This window comes from Chromobacterium sp. FG22, assembly GCF_057809415.1.
On record NZ_JBMDJX010000037.1, the window covers coordinates 1 to 14,883 of the forward strand.

The window sequence follows — 14,883 nt, forward strand, 5'->3', positions numbered from 1 at the left end:
GCCGGGTTGGCAGCCGGGCTACTCCCATCTGCGCTACAACGTCAACGGCCACCTGACCGAAGCGCGTGATGAACGGGGCCAGCGCAGCCTCCGCTACGTCAACAACGCCCAGGGCCTGGTGCTCAAGCGCGAGGAAATCGCCAAGGGCAGCACCTACAAACGGCAGGACTACTACTACCTGGACGGCAAGCAGATCGGCTCGGTGGGCAACGATGGCGCCAGCCGCGTCGACTACGCCCAGGTCTTGGCGCAAAGCCAGATCGGCAACCGCAAAGACCAGTACCGCGAAGGCCAGCCGGTGAACAGCGCCGACTTCGACCAGAACTACGAGCCGATCGGTCCGAGCTACCCGGGCCAGACGCCGGGCTTCGTCACGGTGAAGGCGGGGGACACCTTGCAAAGCCTGGCGGCGTCGCTGTGGGGCGACCAGGCGATGTGGTATCTGCTGGCGGACGCCAACAGCTTGAGCGGCAGCGAGCCCTTGGCGGCGGGCCAAGTGCTGAAAGTGCCGAACAAAGTGACGAATGTGCACAACAACAGCGGCACCTACCGGGTGTATAGCCCAGGCGAGGCGATTGGCGATGTGACGCCGACGCTGCCGGATCCGCCGCCACCACCGCGGCAACAAGGCGGGGGCGGAGGGGGCTGCGGTGGTTTCGGCTCCATCTTTGTTGCCATTGTCGCCGTGGTGGCGGTGGTGACGCTGGGCCCGATCTTCAGCCAGTCGTTGATCCCGGTACTGGGCGCGGCGCCGGTAGCGGCGGGCACGGCGGCAGCGGCTACCGTAACCGCCGGCGCCGCGGCCACCTTTGCCGGCTATGCGGCAGCGGGCGCGGTGGGCTCTATGGCCAGCCAGGGCGTGGCGATGGCGATGGGGATGCAAGATCAGTTCTCGTGGAGCCAGGTGGGCTTGAGCGCCCTTGGCGCGGGAGTGAGCGCCGGCGTGGGCGCTGGGATGTTGGGCGATCCCTTGGCTAATGCCCCCATCGGTGTCCGCGCCGCGGCGGGCAATGCGCTGACCCAAGGAGTGGCGGTGGCCACCGGCTTGCAGAAGCGCTTCAGCTGGACCGCGTTAGCCGCCAGCGGCGCGGCGACAGGGGTCAGCGGCTGGATGGGCGACAGTCTGGGCTGGAAGAGCTCGGCGCCGGTGGCCGGCGTTGGCTACGGCACGCTGCGCGGCCTGGTGTCGGGCGGCATTCAGTCGCAGTTAACCGGCCAGCGTCCGAACTGGAGTGCGATCGCGGCGGAGTCGTTCGGCAGCGCGTTGGGCGACCAGGTGGTGAGCGGCATCCAAAGTCAGGATAGGGCGCGGCAACAGCGCTTGGTTGAAGCGATGGAGGAACAACTGACGGCAGCCCAACAGACGAGCTATGGGAGCCGGGGTGTGCTGGTGGCGGATGGGGGCAAGACCCGGTTGGTGTGGAGGGAGATCCTGAGCGATGCCGAGCCGGGCTACACGGTGGATGGCACGGCCTTGCGGCCGGTGAGCCGGCCGTTGCAAGCGCTGGCGGTGGAAGCGGTGGACATTATGGGCCAGCCGCTGAATGGCCGCTCCAATTACACTATTGGTCAAGGCTGGAGCAAGGTGATGTCAGGAGACGCCTCGCTGTGGGACTTCCTGACCTACCAAACTCCGGATGCGGCGCAGCGCCGGGCGGAACTCAATGCCCAGTGGGCACCGAGTAAGTTGGTGCAGCAACTGGATATGCTGAGTAGCAGCCCGGTAGCCACAACGACCTATTTGAGCGCAATTTGGAGAGGGGCCGGCCAAGCCGGGCAAGATGCCGCTTTGACGTTCGGCTATGCTGGTGGCAACGTGCTGGGAGCTTTGGCGGGCATCCGTACCGACGCGACGCGGCTGGGGTTGTTGGGAGCGTCGAATCCGGCGGGTGGGTATGGTTTGAGAGGGCTAGAGGGGCCTGGTGTAGTGCTAGAGTTGGGGGGGCGTTTAAGTGGACCAATAGATATTCGCTCTAAGATAACTATCCCAAGTGGCTTAAATAATAATCGCTCTCCAATAGTAATTGACCTATTTGGTGGTCGTGCTTCACAGATTCCTGGCGCAATCAATGTTGACATCGTTGCTGAACAAGGTATCCGGGCATCTGCATTAAAGCTTCCAATTAAGTCCGGTATCGCCGATCAAATCATTTCAAGTAATCCGTACCTGCCGAATGGAACTGGAGTTATGGACTGGTTGCCAAGTGCTGCAGACGCTTTGAAACCTGGTGGGCAGCTTATTATTAACTATACAGCCAAGAACAAGTTTGGGCAGTTGCCAAGCATGGAGGTGTTGGAGGGACTTAGCCTTCGTGTAGTCCAAAATCCTGGCCCGTTGCTACCTCAGTTTCAGAATAACGTTTTCCGATTTACCGATGGGACGAAAATTCCGAATCACAAAGTGATGAGTGTGGTTCTCGAAAAAACAAGGCAAAAATGATGAGAATAGTCCAAGGGCATTTTGATGATTTGCATTTTACTGAAGCTTGTTTTGGCAGAGTGCTGATACAGGAACGAACTATATCTATCCAAGTTCAAGGGGTGTCCACTATGGCGGGGTATCCACTAGCAAAAAAAGATGCTGGGCTTATAAGTGGTATGCTTTTGTTTCGAGGGGTGATTACATCCCATAGAACATTGACCGAATACATTGGTAATCCACGAAATCCAGATGGATTCAAAGAAGACTACGTCCTTGAAGACTTGCCTCCGGTTGTAGATGATAGCGGTACACGTCAGCTGTATTCGTTCGAGGGTTTGTTGGAAAACCCGGTCGCGTGGGTTGATTGGGATATAGAGGCTAAGTCATTCGAGTTTGTTATTGATGATTAAGAAAGGGTGAGCAAGCCAAATGGCTTGCCCATGCGCGACCTTGACAACACTACTTTTGGAGCGCCGTAACTTATAAGCCCAAGCCTCTGCCAAAGCCCCACTAGGGGCTTTGGTCGTTCATGAGGCTCAAGCTAACTCCTGCATCTGCACCGTAGTTTGCTGCAAACGATGGGCGAAAGGTTCTAGCAGGCAATACACCTGCTCGCATTCCAGCGTGTCTAGCTTGGATTGCTCCAACATCGCCGCCAGCGCCGACAAGGCGGTGCTGACTTGATTGAATTCCAGGCTGAGCAGATGAAGGCTGTGATCGAAGTGTTCGCAGTACGCGTCGAGTTGCCGCAATAGCGGGTGAATCGGGTGGAGCGTGGCATCCTGCTGACGCAAGCTTTTCAGTTGGAGCAACAAGCTTGATAGCGATGGGATGTGGTGGGGGCGAGGGGCGTTAGACATGGTGCCTCCATGATGTACGGTATGTTTTCCGCAGCCCACTTCCTACGGTGGGCGGCAGCCCGAACGAGGGTAGGAATACCGGCACCATGGAACCGGCCAGCCCGTGGGCTGCCTCGCCCGGTCCGCCTATGAGGGCATGACAAGGCACACGGACACAGCTGCTCTCGCAGTGATGTCCGCCATGATGCAACTCGGGTTCCTACGCCCGGTGCTGAAGCACAGCACGGCCGGATTATCACGTGCTTGCGGCGGGGAGGCAAGGGGCGGGCGTCCGCTATGGCGGCGCTGCGAGGCCGGGCGCGTTTGCGCCCGGCGTTTCGTCGGGCGGCTGCGGCTTAGAGTCGGTTTACGATCTTGGGAGCAAGAGCGAGACAAGGAGAACTCACCGTGTAACGCTCCACAACGCGCAGCAGATCGTAAGCAGGTTCTTAGCGCCGCTAACAAAACCTCGCAGAGAAGCTGAGCCAAGGCGCGCCGACGCAGGCAGTACCAGTAGTACGGCAAGGAGGCCAACGCAGGATCAGGGGTTTTGTTAGCGGGTCTTAGGCAAGGTCCGGCATGGCGGCGGCGGGGCTGGACAGCGTCTCGGCGAGTTCGCTGTTGAGGCGCGCGAGCACGGCGTCCCGGGCGCTGGCGATGAAGAAGTGGTCGCCGTCGAACCAGTGGACGCGCGCGGGCGCGGCGGTTTCCCGCTGCCAGCCTTCGGTCTGTTCCGGCAGACGTTGCCGGTCGCCGCGCCCGGCCAGCACGGTGATGGGCAGGGCCAGCGGCGGGGCCGGCTGGTAGCGATAGGTTTCCACCAGTTCGAAGTCGGTGCGCAGGGTGGGCAGCAGCAGATCCATCATTTCCCGGTGGGCCAGGATTTCCGCGGGCGTGCCGTTGTAGTCGCGCAGCGCGTCGATGAAGCCGTCGTCGTCCATCCGGTGCAGCATGCGCGGCGGCTGGCGGTGTTGCGGCGCGTCGCAGCCGGACACGATCAGCCGCAGCGGCTGCGGCCGGCCTTGGGCGCGCAGCCGTCGCGCCAGTTCGAAGGCGATCAGCCCGCCCATGCTGTGGCCGAAGAAGGCGAAGGGCAGTTCGTCGTCCAGCGGCAGCTCCCGCGCCAGCGCGTCCACCAGCGGCGGCAGCGCCTTGAAGCCGGCTTCGCGGAAGCGGGCGGCGCGGCCGGGCAGTTGCGCGGCGCAGACTTCCACTTCCGGAGGCAGCCGGCCTTGCCAGCCGGCATAGGCGCCGGCGTGGCCGCCGGCGTAGGGAAAGCAGTACAGGCGCAGCCGCGGCGCTTGGCTGGCGGACTGGCGCTGGAGCCAGGGGGTGGGGTGCATCGATTCAGTCTCCTGTTTGCAGGGAAGGGGTGGCTCGGGCGTCCGCGGCGCCGGGGCCGGCGGGCGCGCCGATGGCGCGCAGCCGGGGGCTGCACAAGGCCAGCACGGCGACGCCGATCAGCAGCAGGCCGGCGCCGGCGAACAAGGCGCGCACCGGCGCCGAGGTCAGGCTCAGGCCGGCCAGCGTGGTGGACAAGGGCGTGACCGCAGCCATCATGAACATCAAAAAACTCATCACCCGGCCGCGCATCTCCGCCGGAATGCGGGCCTGGATCCAGGCCATCAGCCGGACTTGCACCAGGCCGCCCAAGAGTCCGATCAGGAACATCATCGCGCAACTGGCGGCAAACGCGGCGGATAGGCCCAGGCCGATGATCAGCGCGCCCATCAGCGCGTCCGCGCAGAATACCATCCATCCCAGCCGGCCCAGCGCCTTGGGCGGCAGCAGGCTGAGCAGGGCCATGCCCAGCAGGCTGCCCGCGCCTTGGGCGGACAGCAGGGTGCCGAAATGGCCGGCGTCCAGGCCCAAGACGTTCTTGACCAGCAGCGGCAGACCGATCTGGATGGGGCCGGCGGTCAGGAAGGCGATCACCGCCCAGTAGAAGAACAGCGCGCGCAGGGTGGCGTCGCCCCAGGTCCAGGCGGCGCCGCGGCGGATGGCGCGCAGGATGCCGGCGGCGGATTGCGTCGGTGCCGGCGCAGCGGCGGCGAGCGGCCGCAGCCGGCTGAGCATCAGGCCGGCGCTCAGGAAGCAGGCGGCGCCCAAGAGGAAGGCGAGACCCAGGCCGCCGCCGGCGCGGACGCCGGGCAGGGCGATCAGCGCGCCGGCCAGCATGGGGCCGGTCAGCAAGGTGAGCTGGTTGACCGCCATGAACACGGAGTTGGCCTGTTGCAGCCTGTCTTCCGGCACGGTGTTGGGCAGCAGGGCGGCGGCCGACGGTCCGGTGAAGGCGGCGACGACGCCCATGGCGGCGGCGAAGGGATAGAGCCAGGCCAAGGGCAGCCCGCCGCGGTAGGCGGCGTAGCCTAGCAGCGCCAGCAGCGCCGCGCAGCACAGCAGCGAGCACTGGAACACCCGCCGCGGCGAGTGCCGGTCCGCCACCGCGCCGCCGACGATGATGAACACCGCGCGCGGCAGTTCCATCGCGGTGACGACCAGGCCGAGGGCGAGGCCGTCGCCGCCCAGCTGCAGCACCAGCCAGGGCAGGGCGATCAGCGCGGTCTGCTGGCCCAGGATGGAGCAGAACCAGGCGGCGGAGAGCCAGAGAAAGCGCCGGTCGCGCCAGAGCGAGGACGGCGGGGCGGCGAGGGAGGCGGACATGAGCTTAGACATGGCGTTCTCGCATCGCGCGCTCCAGGCTGTCCGCCAGCCCGGCCACATGCGGCTCGCGCAGCATGTCGGCGTGTTCGCCGGCGGCGCGGAACACCTGGACCGGGCCGGCGGCGTAGTCGGACCAGCCCAGGTCGGCCGGTCCGGCCATGCTGGCGGCCAGCCCGTCGGTGACCCACACCGCCACCGGGCAGGGCGTGGTTTGCGGCTGATGGCCGCGCAGGCTGAGCAGGTTGGCGCGGTAGACGTCGAACATCGCTTCCACCCGGCGCGGGTCCATGCCCTGGGGGAACAGGCCGGAGTCTTGCACCCGCCGGCTGAGCAGCGCGAAGCGCCCGGCGCGGTCCAGCGGCCGCAGCATGTCTTCCGAGACGGCCAGCGTTTTGCCGGTGGCGATTTCCACGGTGCGGGCCATGTAATGCAGCAGCCCGGCCTCGTCCTGGGGCAGTTCGTTCAGGAAGCCGGCGTCCGGGCGCGGCGGAGCGTCCAGCGCCGCCAGCAGGCTGACTTCGACGCCGGTCTCGACCAGCCGCCGCGCCAGCTCCGCCGCCACCGCGGCGCCGAAGGAGTGGCCGGCCAGGATCAGCGGTCCGGGCAGGCCGGCTTGCCGCACGGCGGCGGCGTAGCGTTCGGCCATGGCCGCCACGCTGTCGTCGGCGGCGACGGCCGGGTCCAGCCCCGCCGCTTGCAGGCCGTAGACGCGCCAGCGCGGCGACAGCCGCTCCACCAGCTTTTGATAGCCGATGATCTGGCCGGAGCCGTCGTGCACCAGCAGCAGGGCGCCGTCGTCGCCGTCGGTCCGGATCGGCACCAGCACCGACGGCGCGGCGGCCTGGCCGGCCTCGGCCACCAGCCGGGCGAACTCGGCGACGGTGCCGGAGGTGAACAGCGAGGCCAGCGGCAGCTCCACGCCCAGTTCCTCGCGGATGCGGGACAGCAGTTGCAGCGTCAGCAGCGAGTGGCCGCCCATGTCGAAGAAGCTGTCGTCCACGCCGATGCGCGGCAGGCCCAGAACGGCGGCGAACAGCGCGGCCAGCTGCGTTTCCAGCGGGGTGCCCGGCGCGCGATAGGCACGCGCGGCCAGCTCCGGCGCCGGCAGCGCGCGGCGGTCCAGCTTGCCGTTGGGCGTCAGCGGCAGCGCCGGCAGGCTGACCCAGGCGCTGGGAATCATGTATTCCGGCAGCCGTTCGGCCAGCGCGCGGCGCAGCGCGGCGGTGTCCGCCTCGCCGTCCGCAGGCACCAGATAGCCCACCAGCCGCGCGGCGGCGGGCGGCGCGTGATGCAGCGCCACCGCGGCGGCGGCGATGCCGGGCTGGGCGCTGAGGGCGGCTTCGATCTCGCCGGTTTCGATGCGATAACCGCGCAGCTTCAGCTGTTGGTCGCCGCGGCCCAGGTATTCGATGCGGCCGTCCGCCAGCCAGCGCGCGCGGTCGCCGGTGCGGTAGATCCGCTCGCCGCGGCGGAAGGGGTTGGGGAGGAAGCGCTCCGCGGTGAGACGCGGGCGGCGCAGATAGCCGCGGGCGACGCCGGGGCCGGCGAGATAGAGTTCGCCGGCCAGGCCGGGCGGCGTCGGCTGCAAGGCCTCGTCCAGGATGTAGGCGCGGTAGCCGGGGATGGCGCGGCCGATGTCGACGGGCTGGCCGTCGCGCGCGGCGATTTCCGTCGCGGTGCCCCAGACGGTGGCCTCGGTGGGGCCGTATTCGTTGTAGAAGCGCCGGCCTTGGCCTATCAGGTCGCCGGCCGACACCGTTTCGCCGCCGAACAGGACCGCGCGCAGCGATCCGCCCCAGCCGGCGGGCTGGGCCTGGGCCACGGTCCGGTACAGCGAGGGCAGGCTGAGCCAGACTTCGGCCCGCTCGCGCTCCACCAGGCCGGCCAGGTAGCCGGGCTCCAGCTGGCCGCCGGCGCGGCTGAGGATCAGCCGGCCGCCGCAGGCCAGCGACCAGAACAGCAGGGCCACCGAGCTATCGAAGGAGAAGGAGGGCAGCAGCAGGAAGGCGGTGCCCGGCCGCGACAGCTCCGCCGGATAGAAGGCGAGCCGTGCGGCGGTGGAGGCGTGGAGATTACCGTGCTGGATCGCCACGCCCTTGGGGACGCCGGTGGAGCCGGAGGTGTAGATCAGGTAGGCGGGGTGCTCGGGCCGCAGCGGGCGGACGCGCTCGGCGTCGGCGGGGTTGCCGTCAGGCAGCGCGGCCAGTTGCGCTTGCAGGGCCGGCTCGTCCAGATTCAGCCGCGCCGCGCCGTCCGGCAGCGTGGCGTCGCTCAGGGTCAGCACGCAGCGCGGGGAGGCGTCTTGCAGCATGAAGGCGATACGGGCCGGCGGGTAGTCCAGGTCCAGCGGCAGATAGGCGGCGCCGGCTTTCAGCGCGGCCAGCATGGCCACCACGGCGTCGGCGGAGCGCGGCAGCGCGATGGCGACGATGTCTTCCGGGCCGACGCCGAGCCGGATCAGGCCGCGCGCCAGCTGGTTGGCGCGGCGGTTGAGTTCGCCGTAGCTCAGGCTGAGGCGGTCGTCGCTCAAGGCCGTCGCTTCCGGCGCGGCGGCGGCGCTGGCCTCGATCAGGGGCAGCAGGGTGGCCGATGCGGACGCCGCGTCGCCGTCGTCCGTCAGCAGCCGCCGGCTTTCGTCCGCGTCCAGCAGCGCCAGGCGCGGCAAGGGCAGTTCCGCCTGATCGGCCATGGCCAGCAGCAAGCGTTGCAGCCGGGAGGCCAGGCTGCGCGCGCCGGCGTCGGTGAACAGGTCGACGTCGTATTCCAGCATCGCCTGCAGGCCGCCGTCGGCTTCGTGCGCGGTCAGGGTCAGGTCGAAGCGCGGCGAGCTGTCGTCGTTGGACAGGGTTTCCAGCTCCAGCCCCGGCAGGCGCAGCGTGTCCAGCGGCGCGTTCTGCAGCACCAGCATGGTCTGGAACAGCGGGTTGCGCGCCAGCGAGCGCTCCAGCCGCAGCGCGTCGACGATGGTTTCAAACGGCATGTCCTGCAGTTCGTAGGCTTCCAGCACCACGTCGCGGACCCGCGAGAGCAGTTGCAGCGCATTGGGCGCGCCGCTCAGATCGACGCGCAGCGCCAGGGTGTTGACGAAGCAGCCGATCAGGCCCTCCAGGTCCAGGTGATTGCGGTTGGCGATGGGGCTGCCTATCACCAGATCGCGCTGGCCGCTGTAGCGGGACAGCAGTTCGGCGTAGCCGGCCAGCAGCACCATGAACAGGGTGCCGCCGGCGCGCTCGGCCAGCCGGCGCAAGCTCTGGGTCTGGGCCGGGGAGAAATCGAAGCGGACGAAGCGCCCGCGGCGCGGACCGCCGGCGCCGCGCGGCCGGTCGCCCAGCAGTTCCAGCGCCGCCGGGGCGTCGGCCAGGCGCGTTTTCCAGCGCGCCAGCATCTGGTCGTAGCGTTCGCCGGACAGGGCGTCGCGCTGCCATTGGGCGAAGTCGCCGTACTGGATGGGCAGGGCGGGCAGGCTGGGCGGGCGTTGTTCCCGCGCGGCGGCGTAGAGCTCGCCGAATTCACGCACCAGCACGCCCAGCGACCAGCCGTCGGACAGCGCGTGGTGCAGCGCGATCAGCAGCGCGGCGTCGTCCGGGCCGATGCGCAGCAGGGCGAAGCGCAGCGGCGGCGCGGCCTCCAGGTCGAACTTGGGCCGGGCGAAGGCGTCGGCGGCGCGATTCAGCGCCGCGTCCAGGCTGTCGCCGGCGTCCACGCGCAGCGTCAGTTCCTGCAGTTGCGGCCCGTCGCCGCCGTCGACGATTTGCCGCAGCTCGCCGTCGCTCAGCGCGAAACGGGTGCGCAGCGCCTCGTGGCGGCGGACCACGCCGGCCAGCGCGGCGCGCAGCGCGGCCAGGTCCAGGCGGCCGCGCAGGCGCAGGCCCTGGGCGATGTTGTAGACGCCGTGTTCGCCCTGGTCCAGCCGTTCCAGGAACCAGAAGCGCTGTTGGGCGAAGGAGGCCGGCAGCGGCCGCGAGCGGTCGGCCGGCGGGATGCGGCGCTCCGGCGCGGCGGGGTCTTCCAGCGCGACGCGTGCCGCCAGCGCGGCGGCGAATTCGGCCACCGTCGGGTGTTCGAACAGGGTGCGCAGCGGCAGTTCGACGCCGAATTCGGCGCGCAGCCTGGACATGACCCGGGTGGCCAGCAGGGAGTGGCCGCCGGCTTCGAAGAAGTTCTGTTCGCGGCCCAGGCCGCCGACGCCCAGCACTTCGCCCCAGATGCGGGCCACTTCGCTTTCGGCGCGGCTGCGCGGCGGCGCGCCGGCGTCGGCGCCGCCTTGTTGGGCCTGGCCGGGTTCGGGCAAGGCGCGCCAGTCCAGCTTGCCGCTATGGGTCAGCGGCAGCTTGTCCAGGGTGACGAAGGCGGCGGGCAGCATGTAGTCGGGCAGGCGCGCGGCCAGATGGCGGCGCAGCTCGGGTCCCAGCGCGTCGCGCGGCTGGCTTTGCGCCGGGGTGTTGAAGCAGGCGGCGGGCTCGCCGTCGTCGTTCCCGTCCAGCCGTTCCAGCGCCAGCGGCGGCAAGGCGTCGGCCGCGGCGGCCAAGGCCAGGTCGAAACGGCCATCGGCGGCGTCCTCGCTCCAGCTGAGGCGGGCGGCCAGGCCGGCGGCGGCGGCTTCGGCCAGCAGTTCGGCCGGCTCGGCGGCGTCAGACGGCGCTTGCGTGCGCCAAGGCTGGCCGTCGGCGGCTTCGTCGTCGGCCGCGCTGTTGGCCGGATCATGATCCAGCCAGGCGAGGAAGCGGTTGACCTCGGCGGCGCGACGGTTGGCCAGGCCGGGCCGCAAGCGCGAGGCGTCGGCGGCCGGCGCGGCGGCGGCGCTCGGCGCGCCCTTGCTCAGCACCACGTCGTAGCGGTAGGTGGTCAGCTCGCAATCGCCGCCGTCTTCCTTCAGGCGGATTTCGATCGCGGCGATGTCGCCGCGGCGGCGCGCCAGGCGGCGGAACAGCGCCGGGTCCACCAGCAGTTCCTTTTCCTCGGCGATCAGCGCGTCCAGTTGACGGCGCAGTTCCGCCCGCGTCGAGCGGGCGACGGCGGGCAGGCGGCGCAGCAGGCGGCTGGCCTGGAAGTGGCGCAGCAGGCCCAGGTGGCGCAGATCGCCCAGCAGCAGTTTGCCGCCGGGGCGCAGCCGCGCCAGCGCCTGGTCCACCACGTCCAGGAAGTAGGCGGCGTCGGGGAAGTACTGCGCCACGGAATTGACGATCACGGTGTCGAAGTCGTCCGGCAGGCCGGCCAGCTCGCGGGCTTCGCGCCGCTCCAGCGTCACCTGCTCCAGGCCGCGCGCGGCCACGGTGCGGCCCAGGCGCTCCAGCGCGCGGGCGGAGAAGTCCAGGCCGTGGTAATGCTCGCAGTCCGGGGCGACGGCGAGCAGCAGCATGCCGCTGCCGACGCCGATTTCCAGCACCCGGCGCGGGTTCAGCGCGCGGATGCGGCTCAGGATCTCGTCGCGCCAGCGCCGCATGTGCTCGGCGGGAATCAGCGCGTTGTCGTAGGAGTCGGTCCAGCCGACCAGATCGAGGTCGGCGTCCTCGGCCGGCGCGTCCTCGTAGATCATGTCGAAGGCGGGCAGCCAGCCCTTGTCCTTGTCCTTGGCGGCGGCGTCCACGCCGCTGCGCTTGGCGACGTAGGCGACCAGCCGCGCCTGGTCGCCGTCGCCGCGCACCACCACGGCGGCTTCCGCCACCGCCGGGTGCTGGCTGAGCAGGGCCTGGATTTCGGCGGTTTCGATGCGGAAGCCGCGCAGCTTGACCTGTTGGTCGGCGCGGCCGCGGTATTCCAGCTCGCCGCGCGGGGTGACGCGCGCCAGATCGCCGCTGCGGTAGAAGCGCAGGCCGCTGTCCAGGTGCGGGTCCGGCATGAAGCGCTGGGCGCTCAGCTCCGGCTGGTTGACGTAGCCCAGCGCCACGCCGGCGCCGCCCACGTGGATTTCGCCCACCATGCCCGGCGGCACCGGCTGCAGGGCGTCGTCCAGCAGACGGATGCACAGATCGGGCAGCGCCGCGCCGATCACGCTGCCCAGCTTGCGCTTGATCTCGGGCAGGCCGATGCGGCGGAAGGTCACGTGCACGGTGGTTTCGGTGATGCCGTACATATTGATCAGCCGCGGGTAGTCGTCGCCGTGGCGGTCCAGCCAGGGTTCCAGGCTGCTGAGGTCCAGCGCTTCGCCGCCGAAGACGACGTAGCGCAGCGCCAGATCGCCTTCGCGCGGGTTCGCTTCCTCGGCGGCCATCAATTGGCGGAAGGCCGACGGGGTCTGGCTCAGCACGGTGACTTTTTCCTCGCACAACAGCTGGTAGAAGGCGTCCGAGGAGCGGGCCAGCAGCGGCGGCACGATCAGCAGCACGCCGCCGTGGGCCAGCGCGCCCCAGATTTCCCATACCGAGAAATCGAAGGCGTAGGAGTGGAACAGCGTCCACACTTCGCGCGGGCCGAAGCGGAACAGCTCGGCGCTGCCGGAGAACAGCCGGGCGCAGTTGCGGTGGCTGACCGCCACGCCCTTGGGCCGGCCGGTGGAGCCGGAGGTGTAGATGATGTAGGCCAGGCCGTCCGGGTCGTCGCCGGCCGGCAGCGCCGCCGCCGGCGCGGGTTCCGCCGCGTCCAGGGTCAGCAGCGGGCCGGCGAAGGGCGGCAGCGAGGGCGCCAGCGCCTCGGTGCTGAGCACGGCGCGCGCGCCGCTGTCTTCCAGAATGTAGCGGATGCGGTCGGCCGGATAGGCCGGGTCCATCGGCACATAGCCGGCGCCGGCCTTGAGCGCGGCCAGCACGCCGATCAGCATTTCGAAGGAGGGCGTCAGCCACAGGCCCACCGGTTCGCCCGGCCGCACGCCGGCGGCCGCCAGCCGCCGCGCGGCGGCGTCCGACAGCCGATCCAGCTCGCCGTAGCTCAGCTCTCGGCCGTCGCAGCGCAGCGCCGCGGCGTCGGCGTGCCGTGCGGCGAAGCGGCTGAAGGCGCGGTGCACCGGCTCGCAATCGACGGCGGCGGCCTGCCGCGGCAGGGTCAGCAGGGCGGCGGCCTGCTGCGGCGTGGTCAGCGGCAGCGCGGCCAGCGGCGCGTCCGGCTGACGGCTGGCGGCGTCCAGCAGCAGGCTCAGTTGTTCGGCGAGGCGCTCCACCGAGAGCCGCTCGAACAGCGCGGTGTTGTAGGAGAACGCGCCGGACAGGCCGTCCTCGGTCTCGCGCATGAACAGCTCCAGATCGAAACGGGCGGCCTCCTGGCTCAGCACCGGAGTCAGCCGCAGCCCGTCCAGCGTCGGCATCGCCGCCGGGATGTTGAGCAGGGTGAAGGCGACCTGGAACAGCGGGTTGCGGCTGGGGTCGCGGCTGGCCTGGCCCAGCGCGCCGACCAGTTGGTCGTAGGGCACGGCGGCGTGCTCCACCGCGTCGCGCATGGTGTCCGATTGCCGGCGCGCGAACTGGCGGAAGCTGTCCGCGGGGCCGATGCGGCCGCGGATCACCAGCATATTGGCGAAGAAGCCGATCAGCCCCTCGGTTTCCACCCGCTCGCGGCCGGCCAGCGAGGTGCCGATGGCCAGATCGTCCTGACGCGCGTGGCGGGCCAGCAGCGCCTGGAAGGCGGACAGCAGCAGGCAGAACAGGGTGGTGCGTTCGGCCGCCGCCAGCCGGCGCAGGCGCTCGGCGGTATCGGCGCCGATGTCGAAGCCCACGGTGGCGCCGTCGAAGCCCTGCACCGGCGGCCGCGGCTTGTCGGTGGGCAGCTCCAGCGTGGGCAGGCCGGCCAGCTGGGTTTTCCAGTAGGCGAGGTCGGCGTCCCAGCGGTCTTGCCGGCCGTTGGCGTGCTGCCAGCGCGCGTAGTCCAGGTACTGGATGGGCAGCTCGGGCAGTTCCGGCGCGCGGCCGCGGCTGAGCGCGGCGTAGGCGCGGGCCGCCTCGTCCATCAGCACCGTCAGCGACCAGGCGTCGCCGACGATGTGATGCAGGGTCAGCACCACCGCGTGTTCGTCCGCCGCCAGCTTCAGCAGCGCGATGCGCAGCGGCTGGCCGACGGACAGGTCGAAGGCGTGGGCGCTTTCGCGGCGCGCCAGCGCCTCCAGCCGGGAGGCGGCTTCTTCGGCCGGCAGGCCGGACCAGTCCAGGCGCTCGATGGCCGCGCGGCCGGCCGGCTGCGGGATCTGCGCCGCCGCGCCGTCCACTTCGCGGATGGCGGTGCGCAGCGAGGCGTGGCGCGCCACCACGCAATCAAAGGCCCGGCACAGCGCGTCCGCCTGCAAGGCGCCGCTCAGGCGGAAGGCGGAGCAGATATTGTAGGCGGCGGCGCCGGCGCTCAATTGGTGCAGGAACCAGAGCCGCTGTTGTTGGAAGGACAGCGGGCCGGAGGCGGCGTCGCCGCGGGCGATCCGCCCGCCGTCGACGGGCGCGGGGGCCGGGAGCAAGACGTCCAGTTCTTGTTCCAGCAAATGGTCGAGAAGGTCCAGGTCGTTATCGTTCCAATCGCTAACGCTCATTTCAATGGCTTTCCAGGTGATGTGTTGTCGGCGCCCATCGGGCTGCGCGTCCATCGCGCCCGATTTGATTTCGATTATTTTTCGAGGTCTGTAAAAATATTCAATTTATGCGGTATATTCTTTGGCGGGTTTTGTGAGTCGGTATTCTCCGATTTAAACAATTCCAATTAGCAATGTTTTGGTTGGATAAATAGATTTATTTAGAAACTGTTTTAATTTTCTAGCGACGGCACGGAGGTTGATATGACGCAGGACGCGATGAACGAAACCAAATACATCGTGGTGGTGAATCACGAGGAGCAATATTCGATATGGCCGGAATATCGCGACATTCCAGCCGGCTGGCGCTCGCTTGGCGTCAGCGGCGCGGAACAGGAGTGTCTGGACTATATTGAAAAGAATTGGACGGATATGCGTCCCTTGAGCCTGAGGCAGTTCATGCAGGAAAATCAAACGGCTTCCCCTTCCGCGAATTAATGGTTTCTATGTCTTGTTTTTGAAGTCGCCGCATCGCG

7 protein-coding genes are annotated in these 14,883 nt (G+C 68.7%); 3 read left to right on the forward strand and 4 right to left on the reverse strand.

What is annotated here, in order from left to right; all coding sequences use genetic code 11:
* On the forward strand, positions 1 to 2,440 hold a 2,440-nt coding region (locus ACODSD_RS22695), incomplete at its 5' end, for a LysM peptidoglycan-binding domain-containing protein (RefSeq protein WP_488878393.1).
* A complete protein-coding gene (locus ACODSD_RS22700; protein WP_488878394.1) occupies positions 2,437 to 2,832 on the forward strand; it encodes a hypothetical protein in 396 nt (131 codons plus the stop codon). The genes ACODSD_RS22695 and ACODSD_RS22700, both read left to right, overlap by 4 nt.
* Positions 2,833 to 2,958: 126 nt before the next feature.
* Here ACODSD_RS22700 and ACODSD_RS22705 read toward each other — a convergent pair whose 3' ends face one another.
* From ACODSD_RS22705 to hmlG, 4 genes are all read right to left on the reverse strand, one after another.
* The gene (locus ACODSD_RS22705) at positions 2,959 to 3,282 is read right to left on the reverse strand and encodes a hypothetical protein (RefSeq protein WP_488878395.1); all 324 of its coding nucleotides are present in this window, start codon (positions 3,280 to 3,282) and stop codon (positions 2,959 to 2,961) included.
* Between the two features lie 542 nt (positions 3,283 to 3,824).
* A complete protein-coding gene (locus ACODSD_RS22710) occupies positions 3,825 to 4,604 on the reverse strand; it encodes a thioesterase II family protein (RefSeq protein WP_488878396.1) in 780 nt (259 codons plus the stop codon).
* 4 nt (positions 4,605 to 4,608) lie between these two features.
* A complete protein-coding gene (hmlH, locus tag ACODSD_RS22715; protein ID WP_488878401.1) occupies positions 4,609 to 5,925 on the reverse strand; it encodes a jagaricin export MFS transporter HmlH in 1,317 nt (438 codons plus the stop codon).
* Positions 5,926 to 5,929: 4 nt separating this feature from the next.
* Complete coding sequence (hmlG, locus tag ACODSD_RS22720) at positions 5,930 to 14,368, reverse strand: jagaricin-like haemolysin non-ribosomal peptide synthetase HmlG (RefSeq protein ID WP_488878397.1); 8,439 nt, start codon at positions 14,366 to 14,368, stop codon at positions 5,930 to 5,932.
* 243 nt (positions 14,369 to 14,611) lie between these two features.
* On the opposite strand from hmlG, the gene ACODSD_RS22725 reads away from it, so the two are divergent.
* Entirely contained in the window at positions 14,612 to 14,845 is a 234-nt protein-coding gene (locus ACODSD_RS22725) for an MbtH family protein (RefSeq protein ID WP_107798078.1), read from the forward strand.
* Positions 14,846 to 14,883 lie beyond the last annotated feature (38 nt).

Excerpts from the sequence above, each read along its gene's own strand:
- ACODSD_RS22700 (WP_488878394.1), top strand. The coding sequence starts at position 2,437 with ATGATGAGAATAGTCCAAGGGCATTTTGATGATTTGCATTTTACTGAA.
- ACODSD_RS22705 (WP_488878395.1), bottom strand. The coding sequence starts at position 3,282 with ATGTCTAACGCCCCTCGCCCCCACCACATCCCATCGCTATCAAGCTTG.
- ACODSD_RS22710 (WP_488878396.1), bottom strand. The coding sequence starts at position 4,604 with ATGCACCCCACCCCCTGGCTCCAGCGCCAGTCCGCCAGCCAAGCGCCG.
- hmlH (WP_488878401.1), bottom strand. The coding sequence starts at position 5,925 with ATGTCCGCCTCCCTCGCCGCCCCGCCGTCCTCGCTCTGGCGCGACCGG.
- hmlG (WP_488878397.1), bottom strand. The coding sequence starts at position 14,368 with ATGAGCGTTAGCGATTGGAACGATAACGACCTGGACCTTCTCGACCAT.
- ACODSD_RS22725 (WP_107798078.1), top strand. The coding sequence starts at position 14,612 with ATGACGCAGGACGCGATGAACGAAACCAAATACATCGTGGTGGTGAAT.